Annotated in this window: 14 protein-coding genes and 1 other RNA gene; 5 read left to right on the top strand and 10 right to left on the bottom strand. The window is 68.7% G+C overall.

Translation table 11 applies throughout. The features are described 5' to 3' along the window. Positions 1–26: 26 nt before the first annotated feature. Genes murG through GQ674_RS01760 form a run of 9 tightly spaced genes read right to left on the bottom strand, consistent with a single transcriptional unit; the run spans position 27 to position 9,890 of the window. Complete coding sequence (murG, locus tag GQ674_RS01800) at positions 27–1,118, bottom strand: undecaprenyldiphospho-muramoylpentapeptide beta-N-acetylglucosaminyltransferase (RefSeq protein ID WP_159495764.1); 1,092 nt, start codon at positions 1,116–1,118, stop codon at positions 27–29. Continuing rightward, entirely contained in the window at positions 1,115–2,461 is a 1,347-nt protein-coding gene (gene ftsW / locus GQ674_RS01795; RefSeq protein ID WP_038690504.1) for a putative lipid II flippase FtsW, read from the bottom strand. The genes murG and ftsW overlap by 4 nt, the downstream gene beginning before the upstream one ends. Further along, the gene (gene mraY, locus GQ674_RS01790; protein ID WP_038690505.1) at positions 2,461–3,546 is read right to left on the bottom strand and encodes a phospho-N-acetylmuramoyl-pentapeptide-transferase; all 1,086 of its coding nucleotides are present in this window, start codon (positions 3,544–3,546) and stop codon (positions 2,461–2,463) included. Before mraY ends, ftsW begins: the two co-directional genes overlap by 1 nt. After that, positions 3,536–4,930 (bottom strand): UDP-N-acetylmuramoyl-tripeptide--D-alanyl-D-alanine ligase, encoded by a 1,395-nt coding sequence (murF, locus tag GQ674_RS01785; protein WP_159495763.1) that lies wholly within the window; start codon positions 4,928–4,930, stop codon positions 3,536–3,538. Before murF ends, mraY begins: the two co-directional genes overlap by 11 nt. Further along, positions 4,927–6,408 carry a UDP-N-acetylmuramoyl-L-alanyl-D-glutamate--2,6-diaminopimelate ligase gene (locus GQ674_RS01780; RefSeq protein WP_159495762.1) on the bottom strand — a complete coding sequence of 494 codons (1,482 nt, stop codon included), beginning with the start codon at positions 6,406–6,408 and terminating at the stop codon, positions 4,927–4,929. Before GQ674_RS01780 ends, murF begins: the two co-directional genes overlap by 4 nt. Then, a complete protein-coding gene (locus GQ674_RS01775) occupies positions 6,405–8,249 on the bottom strand; it encodes a penicillin-binding transpeptidase domain-containing protein (protein WP_159495761.1) in 1,845 nt (614 codons plus the stop codon). Before GQ674_RS01775 ends, GQ674_RS01780 begins: the two co-directional genes overlap by 4 nt. Next, positions 8,246–8,509: a cell division protein FtsL gene (gene ftsL / locus GQ674_RS01770; RefSeq protein ID WP_159495760.1), complete on the bottom strand. Its 264-nt coding sequence runs from the start codon at positions 8,507–8,509 to the stop codon at positions 8,246–8,248. The genes GQ674_RS01775 and ftsL overlap by 4 nt, the downstream gene beginning before the upstream one ends. Continuing rightward, entirely contained in the window at positions 8,506–9,474 is a 969-nt protein-coding gene (rsmH, locus tag GQ674_RS01765; protein ID WP_159495759.1) for a 16S rRNA (cytosine(1402)-N(4))-methyltransferase RsmH, read from the bottom strand. Before rsmH ends, ftsL begins: the two co-directional genes overlap by 4 nt. Before the next feature lie 14 nt (positions 9,475–9,488). Further along, on the bottom strand, positions 9,489–9,890 hold the full coding sequence (locus GQ674_RS01760) for a division/cell wall cluster transcriptional repressor MraZ (RefSeq protein WP_236546272.1): 402 nt from the start codon (positions 9,888–9,890) through the stop codon (positions 9,489–9,491). A gap of 370 nt (positions 9,891–10,260) precedes the next feature. On the opposite strand from GQ674_RS01760, the gene GQ674_RS01755 reads away from it, so the two are divergent. The 3 genes from GQ674_RS01755 (at position 10,261) to rnpB (ending at position 12,149) form a co-directional block, all read left to right on the top strand. Continuing rightward, positions 10,261–11,037 carry an NRDE family protein gene (locus GQ674_RS01755; RefSeq protein WP_159495758.1) on the top strand — a complete coding sequence of 259 codons (777 nt, stop codon included), beginning with the start codon at positions 10,261–10,263 and terminating at the stop codon, positions 11,035–11,037. A 237-nt stretch (positions 11,038–11,274) separates the two neighbouring features. Further along, positions 11,275–11,754: a DM13 domain-containing protein gene (locus tag GQ674_RS01750; RefSeq protein ID WP_159495757.1), complete on the top strand. Its 480-nt coding sequence runs from the start codon at positions 11,275–11,277 to the stop codon at positions 11,752–11,754. Positions 11,755–11,798: 44 nt separating this feature from the next. Continuing rightward, positions 11,799–12,149, top strand: an RNA gene (rnpB, locus tag GQ674_RS01745) — RNase P RNA component class A. Positions 12,150–12,417: 268 nt separating this feature from the next. Here rnpB and rsmI read toward each other — a convergent pair. Further along, positions 12,418–13,239 carry a 16S rRNA (cytidine(1402)-2'-O)-methyltransferase gene (rsmI, locus tag GQ674_RS01740; RefSeq protein WP_159495756.1) on the bottom strand — a complete coding sequence of 274 codons (822 nt, stop codon included), beginning with the start codon at positions 13,237–13,239 and terminating at the stop codon, positions 12,418–12,420. 80 nt (positions 13,240–13,319) lie between these two features. Here rsmI and GQ674_RS01735 point away from each other — a divergent pair, with 80 nt between their 5' ends. Beyond that, entirely contained in the window at positions 13,320–15,041 is a 1,722-nt protein-coding gene (locus GQ674_RS01735) for a penicillin-binding protein activator (protein ID WP_159495755.1), read from the top strand. Between the two features lie 5 nt (positions 15,042–15,046). Beyond that, positions 15,047–15,415, top strand: coding sequence for a YraN family protein (locus GQ674_RS01730; RefSeq protein ID WP_159499180.1), 369 nt, complete (start codon positions 15,047–15,049; stop codon positions 15,413–15,415). The last annotated feature ends 2 nt before the right edge of the window (positions 15,416–15,417 follow it).

Here is a 15,417-nt window from a genome sequence, read left to right as displayed (position 1 = left end):
GCAGGCGCGATGGCGCGTGGCGGTCTTCATTTGGATTCCTCGAGGATGATGTCGGCGATGCGCTCTGCGGCATCGACCTTGGCCAGGGCACGCGCGGCGTTGGCCATCTGCATGCGACGGGCGGAATTTTCGGACAAATCGCGCAGCACGCCTTCCAGGTGCGTGGCCAGCGTTTCATCCTGCTTCAGCAACACGGCCGCGCCACGGTCGACCAGGTACTCCGCGTTGCGGGTCTGGTGGTCATCCACGGCGGCGGCGAAGGGTACCAGCACGCTGCCCACGCCCACCGCGCACAGCTCGGCCAGGGTCGAAGCGCCGGCACGGCACACCACCAGGTCGGCCCAGGCGAATGCCTCGGCCATGTCGGCGATGAACGCATCCACGCGCGCGGTGACACCGGCGGCCTGGTAAGCGCTGACGGCTTCGGCATGCAGCTTTTCGCCGCTCTGGTGGCGCACGTCGACGGCGACAGCGCTGCCCAGTGCGGCCAGCGCCTTCGGCACGGCGTTGTTGAGCACGCGTGCGCCCTGGCTGCCGCCGAGCACCAGCAGGCGCAGCGGCCCCTGACGGTTGGCCAGGCGCACGTCGGGCGGCGCGATCGCGGCGATCTCGGCGCGGACCGGGTTGCCCACGGCTTCTTCGCGCTGGGCGAAGCTGCCCGGGAAGCCGGTCAGCACGCGCCGCGCGAAGCGCGACAGCACGCGGTTGGTCAGGCCCGGCGCGCGGTTCTGTTCGTGCACCAGCAGGGGCAATCCGTGCAGGCGCGCGGCCAGGCCACCGGGGCCGGACGCGAAGCCGCCAAAGGACACCACGGCACGCGGCTGGCGGTCGCGGATCAGGAAGCCGGCCGCGCGCACCGCGCGCAGCAGGCGGCCCGGCGCGCCGAGCAGGGCCAGCTTGCCCTTGCCGCGCAGGCCGCTGATGGCCAGCGTGTCGATGTGGATGTCGTGCTGCGGCACCAGGCGCGTTTCCATGCCGCCGTCGCTGCCCAGCCAGGTCACCGGAATGCCGCGCGCACGCAGCACCTTGGCCACGGCCAGGCCCGGGAAGATGTGGCCACCGGTACCGCCGGCCATGATCATCACCGGGCGCTCGGAGGAAGCGGGTTGAGTGTTCATCCCATCCTCCCCAGGGTCGGTTCGATGCGTTGCTGCATGCGGCTGGTGCCACGCGAGGCGCTGTCACGTGGCAGGCCATCACGCGGGCTGCCGTCATGGGCCTTGGTGTCCTGCATGGCGGCGGCCACGGACGAGGCACTGGCGCCCCTGCCCGGCTCGGCATCCATCGGCTCGTCGCCTTCGGCCGCGCCCATGCGCACCGCCTGGCGGCGCTCGGCGCGATCCAGTTCGTAGGACACGCGCAGCAGCAGCCCCATCGCCACGCAGGTCATCAGCACGCTGGACCCGCCGGAGGAAATCAGCGGCAGGGTCAGGCCCTTGGTCGGCAGGATGCCCAGGTTGACCCCGATCGAGACGAAGCTCTGCATGCTGATCCACAGGCCGATGCCGAAGGCGATGTAGCCGGAGAAGTGGCGCTTCATTTCGACGCAGCGCATGCCCAGCCAGAAGGTGCGACCCACCAGCAGTGCGTACAGCGCGATGATCAGGCAGGTGCCGATGAAGCCCAGCTCCTCGGCGGTGACCGAGAAGATGAAGTCGGTATGCGCTTCGGGCAGGTAATACAGCTTCTGCACCGAGTTGCCCAGGCCCACGCCGGTCCACTCGCCGCGGCCCACGGCCATCAGCGCGTTGGACAGCTGGTAGCCGTCGCCCTGCTGGTCGGCCCACGGGTCCAGGAAGGAGGTGATGCGGCGCATGCGGTAGGGTTCGATGATCGCCAGTGCGCTCATGCCGACCATGCCGATGATCACCGGCATCGACATGCGCGGCATGTTGACGCCGCCCAGCACCAACATGCCGGCGGTGATGGCCAGCAGCAGCGTGGACGACCCGAAGTCGGGCTGCAGCAGCAACAGCACCACCAGCGCACCGGCCACGCCGAGCGGCTTGAGCATCGCCGGCCAGGTGGCGTTGACCTCGTCGCGGAAGCGCACCAGGTAGCTGGACAGCCACACGATATAGAGCACTTTCACCGCTTCGACGGTCTGGAACTTGGAGATGCCCAGGTTGATCCAGCGCCGGGCGCCATTGACGCTGCTGCCCAGGCCGGGAACGAACACCACCACCAGCAGCGCGAAGCAGCCCAGCAGCAGCACCTGGTTGTACTGCTCGATGCTCTTGAGCTCGGTGCGCATGGCGATGCCCGCCAGCACGATGCCGATGGCCAGGAAGATCAGATGGCGGTTGAGGTAGTAGAACGGACTGCTCATCAAGGCGATCGAGCTCGACGCGACCATCACCACGCCCAGCCCGGTGAGCGCGATGATCGCGCCCAGCAGCCACTTGTCGAAGTGGCCTCCGATGGCTTCAAGGCGGGTTGCCTGGCGCGACAGGTCGTTCATCAGCGGACCTTCAACGTGGCCAGGCCGATCAGTACCAGCACCACCGAGATGATCCAGAAGCGCACGATCACGCGCGGCTCCGGCCAGCCCTTAAGTTCGAAGTGGTGGTGGATGGGCGCCATCTTGAACACGCGCTTGCCGGTCAGCTTGAACGAGGCGACCTGGATCATCACCGACAGCGTTTCGATCACGAATACGCCGCCCATGATCACCAGCACCAGCTCCTGGCGGGTGATCACCGCGATGGTGCCCAGCACCGCACCCAGCGCCAGCGCGCCGATGTCGCCCATGAACACCATGGCCGGGTAGGTGTTGAACCACAGGAAGCCCAGGCCGGCACCGGCAATGGCCGCGCAGATGATGACCAGTTCACCGGCCCCGGGAATCTGCGGGATCTGCAGGTAGTTGGAGAAGACCACGTTGCCCGAGGCATAGGCGAACACGCCCAGCGCGCAGGCCACCAGCACGGTCGGCATGATCGCCAGACCATCCAGACCGTCGGTCAGGTTGACCGCGTTGGAGAAGCCGACGATCCAGAAGTAGGCGATGGCCACGAAGCTGATGCCGGCCAGCGGCAACGCCACCGACTTGAACATCGGGATGTAGAAGGTCAGCGCGGCGGGTACGTCGGCGGTGTAGAACAGGAACAGACCGGCGGCCAGGCCGAAAATCGACTGCAGCAGGTACTTCCAGCGCGACTTCAGGCCGTTCGGGTCGCGCCGCACGATCTTGATCCAGTCGTCGTACCAGCCGATGGCGCCGAAGCACAGCATCACCGCCAGCACCACCCACACGTAGCGGTTGCGCAGGTCGGCCCACAACAGCACCGACAGGGTGATGGTGAGCAGGATCAGCGAGCCGCCCATGGTCGGCGTGCCAGCCTTGGAGAAGTGGGTCTGCGGACCGTCGGTGCGGATCGGCTGGCCGCCCTTGAACTGGGCCAGCTTGCGGATCATCGCCGGGCCCAGCCACAGCGACAGGAACAGCGCGGTCAGCGCGGCAAGAATGCCGCGCAGCGTCAGATAGCCGAACAGCCCGAACAGGCTCTCCAATTGCTGCAACCATCGGGCCAGTTCAAGCAACATGGGGGGTTTCCTCTCCTCGCGCCAGCAGCGCTTTCACAATTTTGTCCATGGCGCTGCCGCGCGAGCCCTTGACCAGGCAGCGCACGCCAGCATGCAGTTCAGAGGCAAGCGCGGCGGCCAGCGTGTCGTGATCCTGGAAGTGCCGGCCGCCGTCGCCGAAGGCGCTCGATGCGGCGGCGCTCAGCGGCCCCAGCGTGTACAGGCGCTTGATCCCGGCATCGCGTGCGCGGCGACCGGCCTGGGCATGCAGCGCCTGGCCGTCCGGGCCCAGTTCGCGCATGTCGCCCAGCACCAGCCAGCCTTCGTCCTTGCCGCCGGCCAGCGCGTCGATCGCCGCAGCCAGCGAGCCGGGGTTGGCGTTGTAGCTGTCATCGATCAGCACCGCGCCGTTGGGCAGCTGGTGCGCGACCTGGCGGCCCGGAACCGGTTCGGCACGGGCCAGGCCCTGCGCGATCTGGTCCAGGCCGATGCCGGCGGCCAGCGCCAGCGAGGCGGCGGCAAGTGCGTTGCTGATGTTGTGGCGACCCGGCAGGGCCAGCGCGATTTCCACGTTCCCGGTCGGGCTGGTGAGCAGGAACTGGCTCCCGGTGGCGCTCGGTCGGATGGCCAACGCACTCACGTCGGCGCTGTGGTCCAGGCCGTAGCGCAGCACGCGGCAGCGCGGCGGCTGGCCCACGATGTGCTGTTCGAACCAGATGCCGAAGGCGTCGTCGGCGTTGATCACCGCCACCCCATCGGCCGGCAGCGCCGCGTAGATCGCGCCCTTGGTGGTGGCCACGCCCTGCAGGCTGCCCATCCGCTCCAGGTGGGCCGGGGCGATGTTGTTCACCAGTGCGTAGCGCGGGCGCACGATATCGGTCAGGTAGGCGATGTCGCCCGGCTTGCCGGCGCCCATCTCGTAGACGGCGAAATCGGCGTCTTCGGGGGCATCCAGCACCGCCAGCGGCAGGCCGATCTCGTTGTTGAGATTGCCCGGGTTGGCGTACACCACCTTGCGGTCTTCACGTGCCACCTGCTGCAAAATCGCCAGCAGCAGCGTCTTGACGCTGGTCTTGCCGTTGCTGCCGGTGATGGCGAACACACCGGCGGCGCGGTCGCGCTGCATGCCATGGGCAATGCGGCCCAGCGCGTGCTGGGTGTCGGCCACCAGGATCTGCGGCAGCGCCACGTCGAGCAGGCGCTCGACCAGCATCGCCGAGGCACCGCGCGCGACGGCATCGGCGGCGAAATCGTGGCCGTCGAAACGGTCGCCACGCAGCGCCACGTACAGGCTGCCCGGGGCAAGCGTGCGGGTATCCTTGCTGATGGCGTCGATGGCGGTGTCCTCGCCATGGATCTCGCCACCGGCCCAATGCGCGATCAGCGACAGCGGGGTGCGCTTCATGGGGCAACCTCCTGCAGCGAAGCCAGCACGCCGGCAGCCACCACGGTGTCGTCGAAGGCATGCTTGACGCCGTTCACTTCCTGGTAGGGCTCGTGGCCCTTGCCGGCAATCAGCACGATGTCGCCGGCACCGGCCAGGCCGATCGCCGTGGCGATGGCGGCGGCGCGGTCGCGCTGCACGATGGCGGCGGCGGGGTTGGCCAGCCCGGCCACGATGTCGGCCACGATCACGTCGCCGTCTTCGCCGCGCGGGTTGTCGTCGGTGACGATCACCACGTTGGCGCCGCGCTCGGCGATGGCGGCCATCTGCGGCCGCTTGCCGGTATCGCGCTCGCCGCCGCAGCCGAACACGCAGACCAGGCGCCCGGCCAGGTGGTCGTGCAGGCTGGCCAGCGCCTGTTCCAGCGCGTCGGGGGTGTGGGCGTAGTCGACCACTACGGTGGGCAGGCCGTGCTCGCCGCCGAGCCGGTTCATGCGCCCGGCAATGGGCTGCAGCTGCGACAGCAGCGCGGCGATAGCGGCCGGTGCATGGTCCAGCGCATACAGCGCGCCGGCCACGGCCAGCAGGTTGTCCACGTTGAAGCGGCCCAGCAGCGGCGACTGCACCGGATGGCGCGCGCCCTCCACCACCAGGTCGAAGGCGATGCCGCGGCCGTCCAGCTTCAGCGAATCGGCGCGCAGCGTAGCCTGCTGCGCGCCGCGCGAGCTCAGCCCGATCTGGCGCACGCTGGCATCGACGGTGCGAAGCAGTTCGCTGCCGAAGCTGTCGTCCAGGTTCACCACGGCGGCCTTGAGGCCGTCGCGGTGGAACAGCTTGGCCTTGGCCGCGCCGTACTGCGCCATGTCGCCGTGGTAATCGAGATGATCGCGGGTGAGGTTGGTGAACACCGCCACGTCGTAGTGCACGGCATCCACGCGGCCCTGGTCCAGCGCGTGCGAGCTGACTTCCATTGCCACCGCGCGCGCGCCGTCGTCGCGCAGCTGCGCCAGCACTTCATGCATCTGCAGCACCAGCGGCGTGGTGAAGCCGGTCGGCACCACGTGGCCATACAGACCTACGCCCAAGGTGCCGATACTGCCACTGGCGGTGCCGAGCAGGTGCCAGGCCTGGGCCAGCAGCTGCACGGTGGACGTTTTGCCGTTGGTGCCGGTCACGCCCACCATCGTCATCGCGCGCGATGGATGGCCGTGGAACTGGTCGGCCATCGCGCCCATGCGCGTACGCAGGCCGGGCACGGCAATGGCGTCGGCCGGGGCCGGCAGCTCGGCCGGCGCCGGCGGCTCGAACAGGATCGCGTCGGCGCCGTTGGCCAGCGCCTGGTCGACGAAGCCCAGGCCATGCGCGCCGAAGCCGGCGATCGCCACGAAGGCATTGCCCGGGCGCACGGCGCGGCTGTCCAGCACCAGGCCGGTGATGGACGGGTCGTGGCTCAGCACCACATCGGGAATCAACTGCGAAAGCAACATCGTCTGGCTCATTGGGTGCCTCCCTGCGCGGGCGGCACCGTGGCGTGCGCGCTGGGCAGCGCGGCATCGAATTCGGCGGCGGCATCCGGGGCGATCACCGTTTCCGGCGGCGGCACCGGCAACGACGAGGCGGTATGCCCCAGCTTTCCGGACTGCTGTGCCGCCAGCCACGACTCGATGTCGTCCGGCGGCACGTCCATCAGGCGCAGCGCGCCTTCCATCACGTTGTGGAACACCGGCGCCGACACCAGACCGCCGTAGTACTTGCCGGCCTGCGGGTCGTTGATCACGATCACCGTGGCAAAGCGCGGGTTGGTCGCCGGCACCACGCCGGCGAACAGCGCGTTGTAATGACCGCGCTCGTAGCCGCCGGGGCCGGCCTTGCGTGCGGTACCGGTCTTGCCGGCCACGTGGTAACCCAGCACCGCGGCCTGCTTGGCGCCGCCCTGGGTGACCACGGTTTCCATCATCGCCACCACCTGCCTGGCGATGTTCTCGTCGATGATCTGCTTGCCTTCGTTGCGCTGGCCCTTGACGAAGGTCGGTGCGATCAACTTGCCGCCGTTGCCCAGCGCCGAATAGGCGGTGGCGATCTGCAGCGGGGTGACGTTCAGGCCGTAGCCGTAGGACATGGTGGTCTTGGACGACCCGCTCCAGCGCGCCGGACGCGGCAGCACGCCGGCCGATTCACCGGGAAAACCGCTGTGCGGGGACACGCCGTAGCCGAAGCTGTGGACGTGGTCGTAGAACACCTGGTCGGGCATCTTGGCGGCGATCTTGGCCGCGCCGATGTTCGAGCTGCGGGTGATCACGCCGGTGACGTTGAGCACGCCGTTGTTGCGCGGCACGTCCTTGATGGTGAACCGGCCCACGGCCATGTAGCCCGGGTTGGTGTCCACCGTGGTGTCCTTGGTGACCACCCCGGACTGCAGCGCCGAGGCGATGGTCAACGGCTTCATGGTCGAGCCCGGCTCGACCAGGTCGGTCACCGCGCGGTTGCGGCGGGTGTCCGGGGCGGCGCCGCCGACCGAATTGGGGTTGTAGGTGGGCAGGTTGACCATGGCCAGCACTTCGCCGGTGGCCACGTCCATGATCACCATCGAGCCGCCGGCCGCCTTGTTGGCGATCAGCGCGTTGCGCAGCTCCTTGAAAGCCAGGAACTGGATGCGGCGGTCGATGCTGAGGGTGAGGTCCTTTCCCGGCTCGGCGGCGCGCAGCAGGTCGCTCTCCACCGTGTCGCCCTTGCGGTTGCGGATCACCCGCTTGGCGCCGGCCTTGCCGCGCAGCCATTCGTCGAAGGCCAGCTCCAGCCCTTCCTGGCCGCGGTCGTCGATGTTGGTGAAGCCCAGCACGTGCGCCATCGCCTCGCCCTGCGGGTAGAAGCGGCGGAACTCGCGCTGCGAGGCCACGCCCGGGATCTTCAGCGCCACCACCTTTTCCGCGTCGTCCGGATTGATCCGGCGGCGCAGGTACATGAATTCCTTGTCGGCCTTCTGCGAGAGCTTGGAGGTCAGCTCGTCCAGCGGCATGCCCAGCGCGGTGGCCAGCTCGGGGATGCGGTCCGGGGCGCGCAGCAGTTCCTGCGGGTTGACCCAGATCGAGGCGACCGGGGTGGACACCGCCACCGGCTCGCCGTTGCGGTCGGTGATCATGCCGCGCGAGGTGTTGATCGGCAGTTCGCGCAGGTACCGCGCTTCGCCCTGGCGCTGGTAGAAATCGCTGTTGATGATCTGCACGTAAGCCGCACGGCCCACCAGCGACACCGAGCACAGCCCAAGCGCCAGACCCACCCACTTCAGGCGCTGGCGCAGGTTGAAACTGTTGCGGGTGCGGTTGCGACCGGACTTGTTCATGGCCGGATCACCACCACGTCGGCCGCTTCCGGGAACTTCATGCCCAGCTTCTCGCGGGCCACCCGGTCAACCCGGGTCGCCTCGGCCAGGGTCGCCTGCTCCAGCTGCAGGCGGCCGAATTCAATGTTGATCTCGTCGCGCGCGCGCTCGGCCTTGGACAGCTCGATGAAGGTCTGGCGGTGGCGGTGGCGCATGAACACCACCCCGATCGCCGAGGCGACGGTGCAGGCCAGCAGCACGATGAGCAGGAGGCGACTCACCCGGCCACCTCGCGTTTTTCGGCCACGCGCAGCACGGCGCTGCGCGAGCGCGGGTTGACCGCCAGCTCGTCGTCCTCGGCCTTGATGGCGCCGCCATGCAGATCCAGAGTCGGCACGAACGCGGCCAGCTCGGGCAGCCGGCGATTGCTCGGCGGGGCCTTGGCGTGGCGGTTCATGAACTGCTTGACGATGCGGTCTTCCAGCGAATGGAAGCTGATCACCGCCAGCCTTCCACCGGGCTTGAGGCGCGCCATCGCCGCGTCCAGGCCGGCTTCAAGGTCGGCCAGTTCGCGGTTGATGTGGATGCGAATGGCCTGGAAGCTGCGCGTGGCGGGGTGGATCTTGTCCTTGCCACGCGGCATCACCGAGGCGATCAACTCCGCCAACTCGGCGGTGCGGGTGAAGGGCTGCTTGTCGCGGCGGGCCACGATGGCCTTGGCGATGCGGCGGCCCTGGCGCTCTTCGCCGTAGGTCCACAGCACGTCCATCAGCTCGCGTTCTTCAACACGGTTGAGCCACTGCGCCGCGCTTTCGCCGCTGTCCGGGTCCATGCGCATGTCCAGCGGGCCGTCCTTGCCAAAGCTGAAACCACGCTCGGCCACGTCCAGCTGAGGCGAGGACACGCCCAGGTCGAACAGCACCCCGTCTAGGCCGTCGGCGGTGGCGTCCCAGTGCAGCAGGTCGGCGAAGCTGCCCCGGAAGATCGAGACGCGCGGGTCCGGCGCGAAATCGCGCTCGGCTACCGCAATCGCTTCAGGATCCTTGTCCATGACCAGCAGCCGGCCTCCGGGACCGAGTTGCGCGAGCACGCCGCGGGCGTGACCGCCACGACCAAACGTGCCATCGAGATACGTACCGTTTTCGATCACCCTCAGGCCGTCCAGGACCTGTGTGTACAGAACCGGCAGGTGCCCCGCCGGCGACTGCGACACCGGAAGGTGACCGGTCTGCGCTGCTCCGCGCATCCGGGCACCCCGGCTCACAACTTCAGGTCGAGCAACCCATCGCCCAGATCCCCGTCAGACAACGTCTGCTGGATCAACGCGCGATGTGCCTGCTCGCTCCACAATTCGAATTTGTCGCCCATGCCGAGCAGAACCGCCTTCTTTTCAATGCCAACGGCACCGCGGTGGCTGGCAGGAATACTGATGCGGCCGTTGCCGTCCAGCTCCAGATGCGCGGCCGAGCCGACCAGCTTCTGTTGCAGCAGACGCACGACGCGCTGTGTGTTGGGTTTGGCCATGACGTCGTCGCGGACCCGTTCCCACTCGGTTTCGGCATACAGCCACAGGCAGCCGGACTCGAAGGGGTTGTAGGTCAGGACCAGGCGGTTGTTGCTCACACGCGCGACAAGGTCACGATGCGCGGTGGGAACCGCCATGCGTCCTTTATCGTCAACCGTGATGGCCGTCTCGCCCTGAAACACGACGCGTGCACCTTTCCTTCGCCCGGATGAAACATTGAACCACGAAAAACCACAAAAAACCCGGTTTTGCCTCTGTTGCCCACCTTAGCAGTGCCGATTGGGTTGTCAACAACTTTGCGAGCGGGAAATCACTTTGAACATCAAGGGCTTGCAGCAATGTTTAGAGACTTGTTCAAGGCTTATCCACAAGTTGCTGTTTCGTCTCATTTTTTGAGATTGGGGCGAAGTTCAGGCCTGTGTAGAGGGCGTGAAACATAGGCGCGTATTCATGCGAAGGCCCGTCGCCATTGGCCGGGCCTTGCGCAAACCCGGCACAATGTCGGCCATGTGCCTGCTTGCCCTTGCCTGGAAAACCCACCCCCGCTGGCAGCTGCTGATGGCCGGCAACCGCGACGAGTTCCACGCCCGCCCCACCGCCGCGCTGGCGGCCTGGCCGGCGCCCGACCACGGGCTGCTGGCCGGACGCGACCTGCGCTCGGGCGGCACCTGGGCCGGCGTCGGGGCCGGCGGCCGCATGGCGGTGGTGACCAACGTGCGCGACCCGCTGGCCCGCCAGACCGGCCCCTCCCGCGGCGCCCTGGTGGCCGACTACCTGCGTGACACCGCCCCGGCCGCCCGCTTCGCCGATGGGCTGGCCGCCCGCGCCGCCGACTTCGCCCCGTTCAACCTGCTGCTGGCCGACCGCCACAGCTGCCAGTTCCTGGGCAACCACCCGGCGGGCCGGCAGGCGTTGGCACCCGGCGTACACGGCATGTCCAATGGGCCGCTGGATGCGCCCTGGCCCAAGACGGAGCGCTTGAACGCCACCCTGCAGGGCTGGATCGCCAGCGGCAGTGACGACCTGGCCCCGCTGTGGGCGGCGCTGGCCGATGAAACCCGCGCCGATGACGGCGCCCTGCCCGACACCGGCATCGGCCTGGAACGCGAGCGCTGGCTGAGCGCGGCATTCATCCGCAGCCCCGAGTACGGCACCCGCGCCAGCACAATCATCGCGCTGGATGCCGACGGCCAGGGCTTCATCCACGAGCGCCGGTTCGGGCCGGACGGCAGCTGCATCGGCGAGACCCGGCTGGCGGTTACGCCGACGGCTGCGGGGACATGACGCGACCAGCGCGTTTTCGCCGGTGTGCGACGGGGCACTTCAGCCGCGATTGAAGGTGTTCACCGAAGTTTAACGCGTTGCGCTGCAACGGATTTCTGGCCATGACGCCGGGCTGGCCCGGGCGAGCGTCGGCCATGACCGGCACCGGCATCGGCCGTGGGCTTGACCCCTCCCCCTCCAAGACGAGGATGAAGCGGGCGGCACCTTCGCCGCGCCCTCTTCGGAACCGAGACCTGTATGCGACGCATCCTCTTTCTTTTGGCCAGCCATCTGCTGGTCCTTGGCGTGGGCTTCGGCCTGGGCGTGTACTTCCTGCCGATCCTGACCGCCCCCGACGATCCGCCGGTGCAACAGGTCCAGGCCGCGATGGAGCAGGCCCGCTACCACGCCACCTTCCACCGCAACCAGAAAGGCAGCGACGCGCTGCACTGGGCCGACGGCGCACTGAGCGTGAGCGCCACCCAGGTCGCGTTCACCGGCAAGATCGCCCCGGGGCCGGACTACAAGGTGTATCTGACCCGCGAGTTCGTCGACACCAAGGCCGGCTTTGAACGGATCAAGGCCGATGCGGTGCGGATCGGCGAGGTGAAGACCTTCAACCGGTTCCTGGTCGATGTGCCACCGGGCGTGGATGTCGAGGAATTCACCACCGTGGTGGTGTGGTGCGAGCGCTTCGCGCAGTTCATCTCGGCCGGACAGTATCGAACACCGGGGTGATCGCGCGCCCTGCGCATGCCGGGATGTGGGACAATGCGCGCGGCGGAGTCGGCCAGACAGTCGCGTCATCCCTTGCGGATGCCGAGGAAAGTCCGGGCTCCATAGGGCAAGGTGCCAGGTAACGCCTGGGCGGCGCAAGCCGACGGAAAGTGCAACAGAAAGATACCGCCTACGTTTCCTTCGGGAAGCCGGTAAGGGTGAAATGGTGCGGTAAGAGCGCACCGCGAGTCTGGCAACAGACCGGCACGGCAAACCCCACCTGGAGCAAGACCAAATAGGGACCTAATGGCGTGGCCCGCGTCGGGTCCGGGTAGGTTGCTTGAGCGCTGCGGTGACGTAGCGCCTAGAGGAATGACTGTCCACGACAAAACCCGGCTTATCGGCCGGCTCCGCCGCTTTTTTTATGACGAAAAAAGCTCCAAGGTTTGCAGCGCAAACCTTGGGCCCCGGGCCACCAGCGTCCAATTCCCCGCGGCTGTCGCCGCGCGCCCTTTACTAAAGGGGGCTACGTGACATCACGCCGTAGAGCCGGGCTCTGCCCGGCTGCTGTGAACTGCGCGGCGCGCTTCGCGCGATGCCGGGCAGAGCCCGGCACTACGACGGCCGACACCTGCGCCATCGCGCGGGCCCGCAGGATCCCTGCGCGCCCCTGCACTTCCCCCCTCAGCCGCCGTACAACGCCTTTCTGGGGGCGCCGGTCAGTTCGGCGGCCAGCTTGGCTGCCGTGGAGGGCGGGAGGTGTTCGCTGAGCTTGGCGTACATGCGGCGGCCGGCGGCCAGCTGGGCCTGATCGTCGTCGGCGGCGCCCTGGACCATCACCACGAACTCGCCCTTGCGCTGGTTGTCGTCGGCTTCCACCTGCTGCAGCAGCGAGCCCAGGGTGCCGTCGAGCACGGTTTCAAACAGCTTGGTCAGCTCGCGCGCCAGCACCGCCGGGCGCTCGGCGCCGAAGGTGGCGGCCATGTCGGCCAGCGATTCGGTGATGCGGTGCGAGGATTCGTAGAACACCAGCGTGCGGGTTTCGGCGGCCAGGCCCTGCAGGCGCTCGCGGCGGCCCGCGCCCTTGGCCGGCAGGAAGCCTTCGAAGGTGAAGCGGTCGCTGGGCAGGCCGGCCACACTCAATGCGGCAATGGCAGCGCAGGCGCCCGGCACCGGGCTCACCCGGATGCCCGCCTCGCGGGCGGCGCGCACCAGCCGGTAGCCCGGGTCGCTGACCAGCGGAGTGCCGGCATCGCTCACCAGCGCCAGTGACTCGCCGGCCTGCAGCCGCGCCACGATGCGCTGCGCCATGGCCTCTTCATTGTGGTCGTGCAGCGCGACCAGCGGCTGCTGGATGCCGAAGTGGGCCAGCAACTGGCCGCTGCGGCGGGTGTCCTCGGCGCAGATCGCCGCCACCGAACGCAGCACGTCCTGTGCCCGCGGGGTCAGATCGGCCAGGTTGCCGATCGGGGTGGCAACGACATACAGCGTGGGGACAGCACTCATCGCAACGTCACTCATGGGTCAAGGGTAGAATCGTACCGTTCCCCGGCCCTGGCCGCTGCCCCCATCGAATGGACCTGATCATGAACAAGCCCGTCGCACGGATCTCCGCCCTGTCGTTGTCGCTGCTGCTGCTTGCCGGCTGCGCCACGACGAGCCTGACCAGCGCGCCCGAATCGCCGGCCCAGGCCCAGGCGCTGGCATTGATCGATCAAGGCAAGCCACGCGATGCGGCCGTGCAGCTGGAAGCGCTGGCCAACACGCTCAAGGGCGCCGCGCGTGCCGGTGCACTGGCCGATGCCGCGTTTGCCTGGCACGAAGCCGGCGACAACGTCCGCGCGCGCAGCCTGCTGGCCCAGATCACCCCGCGCCAGCTCAACGGCGCCAGCCTGCAGCGCTACCACCTCACCAGTGCCGAACTGGCCCTGGCCGACAAGCAGCCGGCGCAGGCGCTGGCCCTGCTCAAGGAATCGTCGGACACCATCGCCCCGCCACTACGCACCCGCTGGCAGCTGGCCCGTGCCAACGCGCTGCAGGCCACCGGCGACATCATCGGAGCCGCACAGGAACGCGCCCGCGCGCACGCCGCGCTCACCGGCCAGGCCCGCATCGAGAACCAGCAGGCCATCGCCGGCCTGCTCGGCACGCTCGACGATGCCACCCTGCGCGCCCGCGCCGCCGCGCTGCCGGCCAACGAGCCGCTGTACAACTTCGCCGGCCGCGCCCTGATCGCGCGCGGCCTGCCGCTGCCGCGTCCGTTCGATCGCGAACAGGCGGTGCAGTTCGACACCAGCAAGCGCCCGCCGGCCATGAGCGATGGCTATCGCCCGCCGGTGAAGATGGCCGTGCTGCTGCCGCTCAGCGGTCGCCTGGCCACGGCCGCGCAGCCGGTGCGCGATGGCCTGCTCAGTGGCTACTACGGTGAAACCCGCCGCCGCCCGGACATCCAGTTCATCGACACCGCCGGCACCGCCGCCGGTGCCGTCGCCGCGTACGACAAGGCGGTCAATGCCGGCGTCGATTTCGTGGTCGGCCCGCTCGGCCGCGACGAAGTGGACGCCGTGTTCGGCCGCGCCCAGCTGCCGGTGCCGGTGCTGGCGCTGAACCGCGGCAAGAGCAGCCCGCCGGCCGGCAGCGCCGGCTTCTCGCTGGCCCCGGAAGACGACGGCATCATCGCCGCCGAATACCTGCGGGGGCGCGAGCGCAGCAAGGTGCTGGTGGTGCACAGCAATGACGACAACGGCCGCCGTGCCGCCGCCGCGTTCCGCGAGCGCTTTGCCCAGCGCGGCGGCCAGGTGGTGGCCAGCATCGGCGTGGGCGAAACCGTGGGCAACATCGATGCGCAGATCCGCGCAGCCGGTGCCGTCGACGGCGTGCTGCTGGCGGTGAAGGCGCCGCAGGCGCGCGCACTGGCCCCGCAGCTGGCGCTGGCCGGTGCCGGTGGCGCCACCCGCGTCGGCACCTCGCAGCTCACCGTGGGTGCCGGCAAGGCCGAAGAAGACATGGCGCTGGATGGCATCGTGTACCCCAACGAAGCATGGAACGTGCGCGGCGTGCCGGGCCTGCCGTCGGCCAGCACCGCCGGGCAGATCCTGCCCAGCGCGCGCGGCGCCTCCGGCCGCCTGTTCGCGTTTGGTTTCGATGCGTGGAAGATCAGTGCGTACCTGGACAAGATGGCCAACGAAGGCGGCCTGCCCGGCGCCACCGGCACGCTGTTCCTGGACAGCAATGGCAATGTGCTGCGCGTGCCGGCGTGGTCGACCTTCAGCGGTGGCCGGCCGATGCCGATCGCCAGCGCCAACTAAGCGACATGCCGACCGCGCGGGCACAGCGTGGCGCGGCGGTGGAAGCGGCCGCGCAGGCGTACCTGTGCAACGCCGGGTTGCAGCCGATCAGCGCCAACGCGCGTTATCGCGGCGGTGAACTGGACCTGGTCATGCGCGACGGCGACACCACCGTCTTCGTGGAGGTGCGGTACCGGGCCAGTGCCGGATTTGGCGGCGGCGCGGCATCGGTGGACCTGCGCAAGCGGCGCAAGCTGGCGCTGGCCGCGCAACTGTTTCTGTCGTCCCACCCGGCTCTGGCCACCCGGCCGTGCCGGTTCGATGTGATCGATGCCTGGGGGGAACCGCCGCAACTGAACTGGCTGCGCGATGCATTCCGGCTGGAGGATTGCTGATG

The sequence above is a fragment of the Stenotrophomonas sp. 364 genome (assembly GCF_009832905.1).
GTDB classification, from domain to species: domain Bacteria; phylum Pseudomonadota; class Gammaproteobacteria; order Xanthomonadales; family Xanthomonadaceae; genus Stenotrophomonas; species Stenotrophomonas maltophilia_AP.
Note: the sequence above shows the minus strand (reverse complement) of the source record. Positions and strands in the feature narration are given on the sequence as shown.

Bases quoted from the DNA above. Each gene is read 5' to 3' on its own strand.
- GQ674_RS01775 (WP_159495761.1), bottom strand. From the start codon at position 8,249: ATGAACAAGTCCGGTCGCAACCGCACCCGCAACAGTTTCAACCTGCGC.
- GQ674_RS01735 (WP_159495755.1), top strand. From the start codon at position 13,320: ATGAACAAGCCCGTCGCACGGATCTCCGCCCTGTCGTTGTCGCTGCTG.
- GQ674_RS01760 (WP_236546272.1), bottom strand. From the start codon at position 9,890: ATGGCGGTTCCCACCGCGCATCGTGACCTTGTCGCGCGTGTGAGCAAC.
- GQ674_RS01750 (WP_159495757.1), top strand. From the start codon at position 11,275: ATGCGACGCATCCTCTTTCTTTTGGCCAGCCATCTGCTGGTCCTTGGC.
- rsmI (WP_159495756.1), bottom strand. From the start codon at position 13,239: ATGAGTGCTGTCCCCACGCTGTATGTCGTTGCCACCCCGATCGGCAAC.
- GQ674_RS01780 (WP_159495762.1), bottom strand. From the start codon at position 6,408: ATGAGCCAGACGATGTTGCTTTCGCAGTTGATTCCCGATGTGGTGCTG.
- rsmH (WP_159495759.1), bottom strand. From the start codon at position 9,474: ATGCGCGGAGCAGCGCAGACCGGTCACCTTCCGGTGTCGCAGTCGCCG.
- GQ674_RS01755 (WP_159495758.1), top strand. From the start codon at position 10,261: ATGTGCCTGCTTGCCCTTGCCTGGAAAACCCACCCCCGCTGGCAGCTG.
- murF (WP_159495763.1), bottom strand. From the start codon at position 4,930: ATGAAGCGCACCCCGCTGTCGCTGATCGCGCATTGGGCCGGTGGCGAG.
- murG (WP_159495764.1), bottom strand. From the start codon at position 1,118: ATGAACACTCAACCCGCTTCCTCCGAGCGCCCGGTGATGATCATGGCC.
- ftsW (WP_038690504.1), bottom strand. From the start codon at position 2,461: ATGAACGACCTGTCGCGCCAGGCAACCCGCCTTGAAGCCATCGGAGGC.
- mraY (WP_038690505.1), bottom strand. From the start codon at position 3,546: ATGTTGCTTGAACTGGCCCGATGGTTGCAGCAATTGGAGAGCCTGTTC.
- GQ674_RS01730 (WP_159499180.1), top strand. From the start codon at position 15,047: ATGCCGACCGCGCGGGCACAGCGTGGCGCGGCGGTGGAAGCGGCCGCG.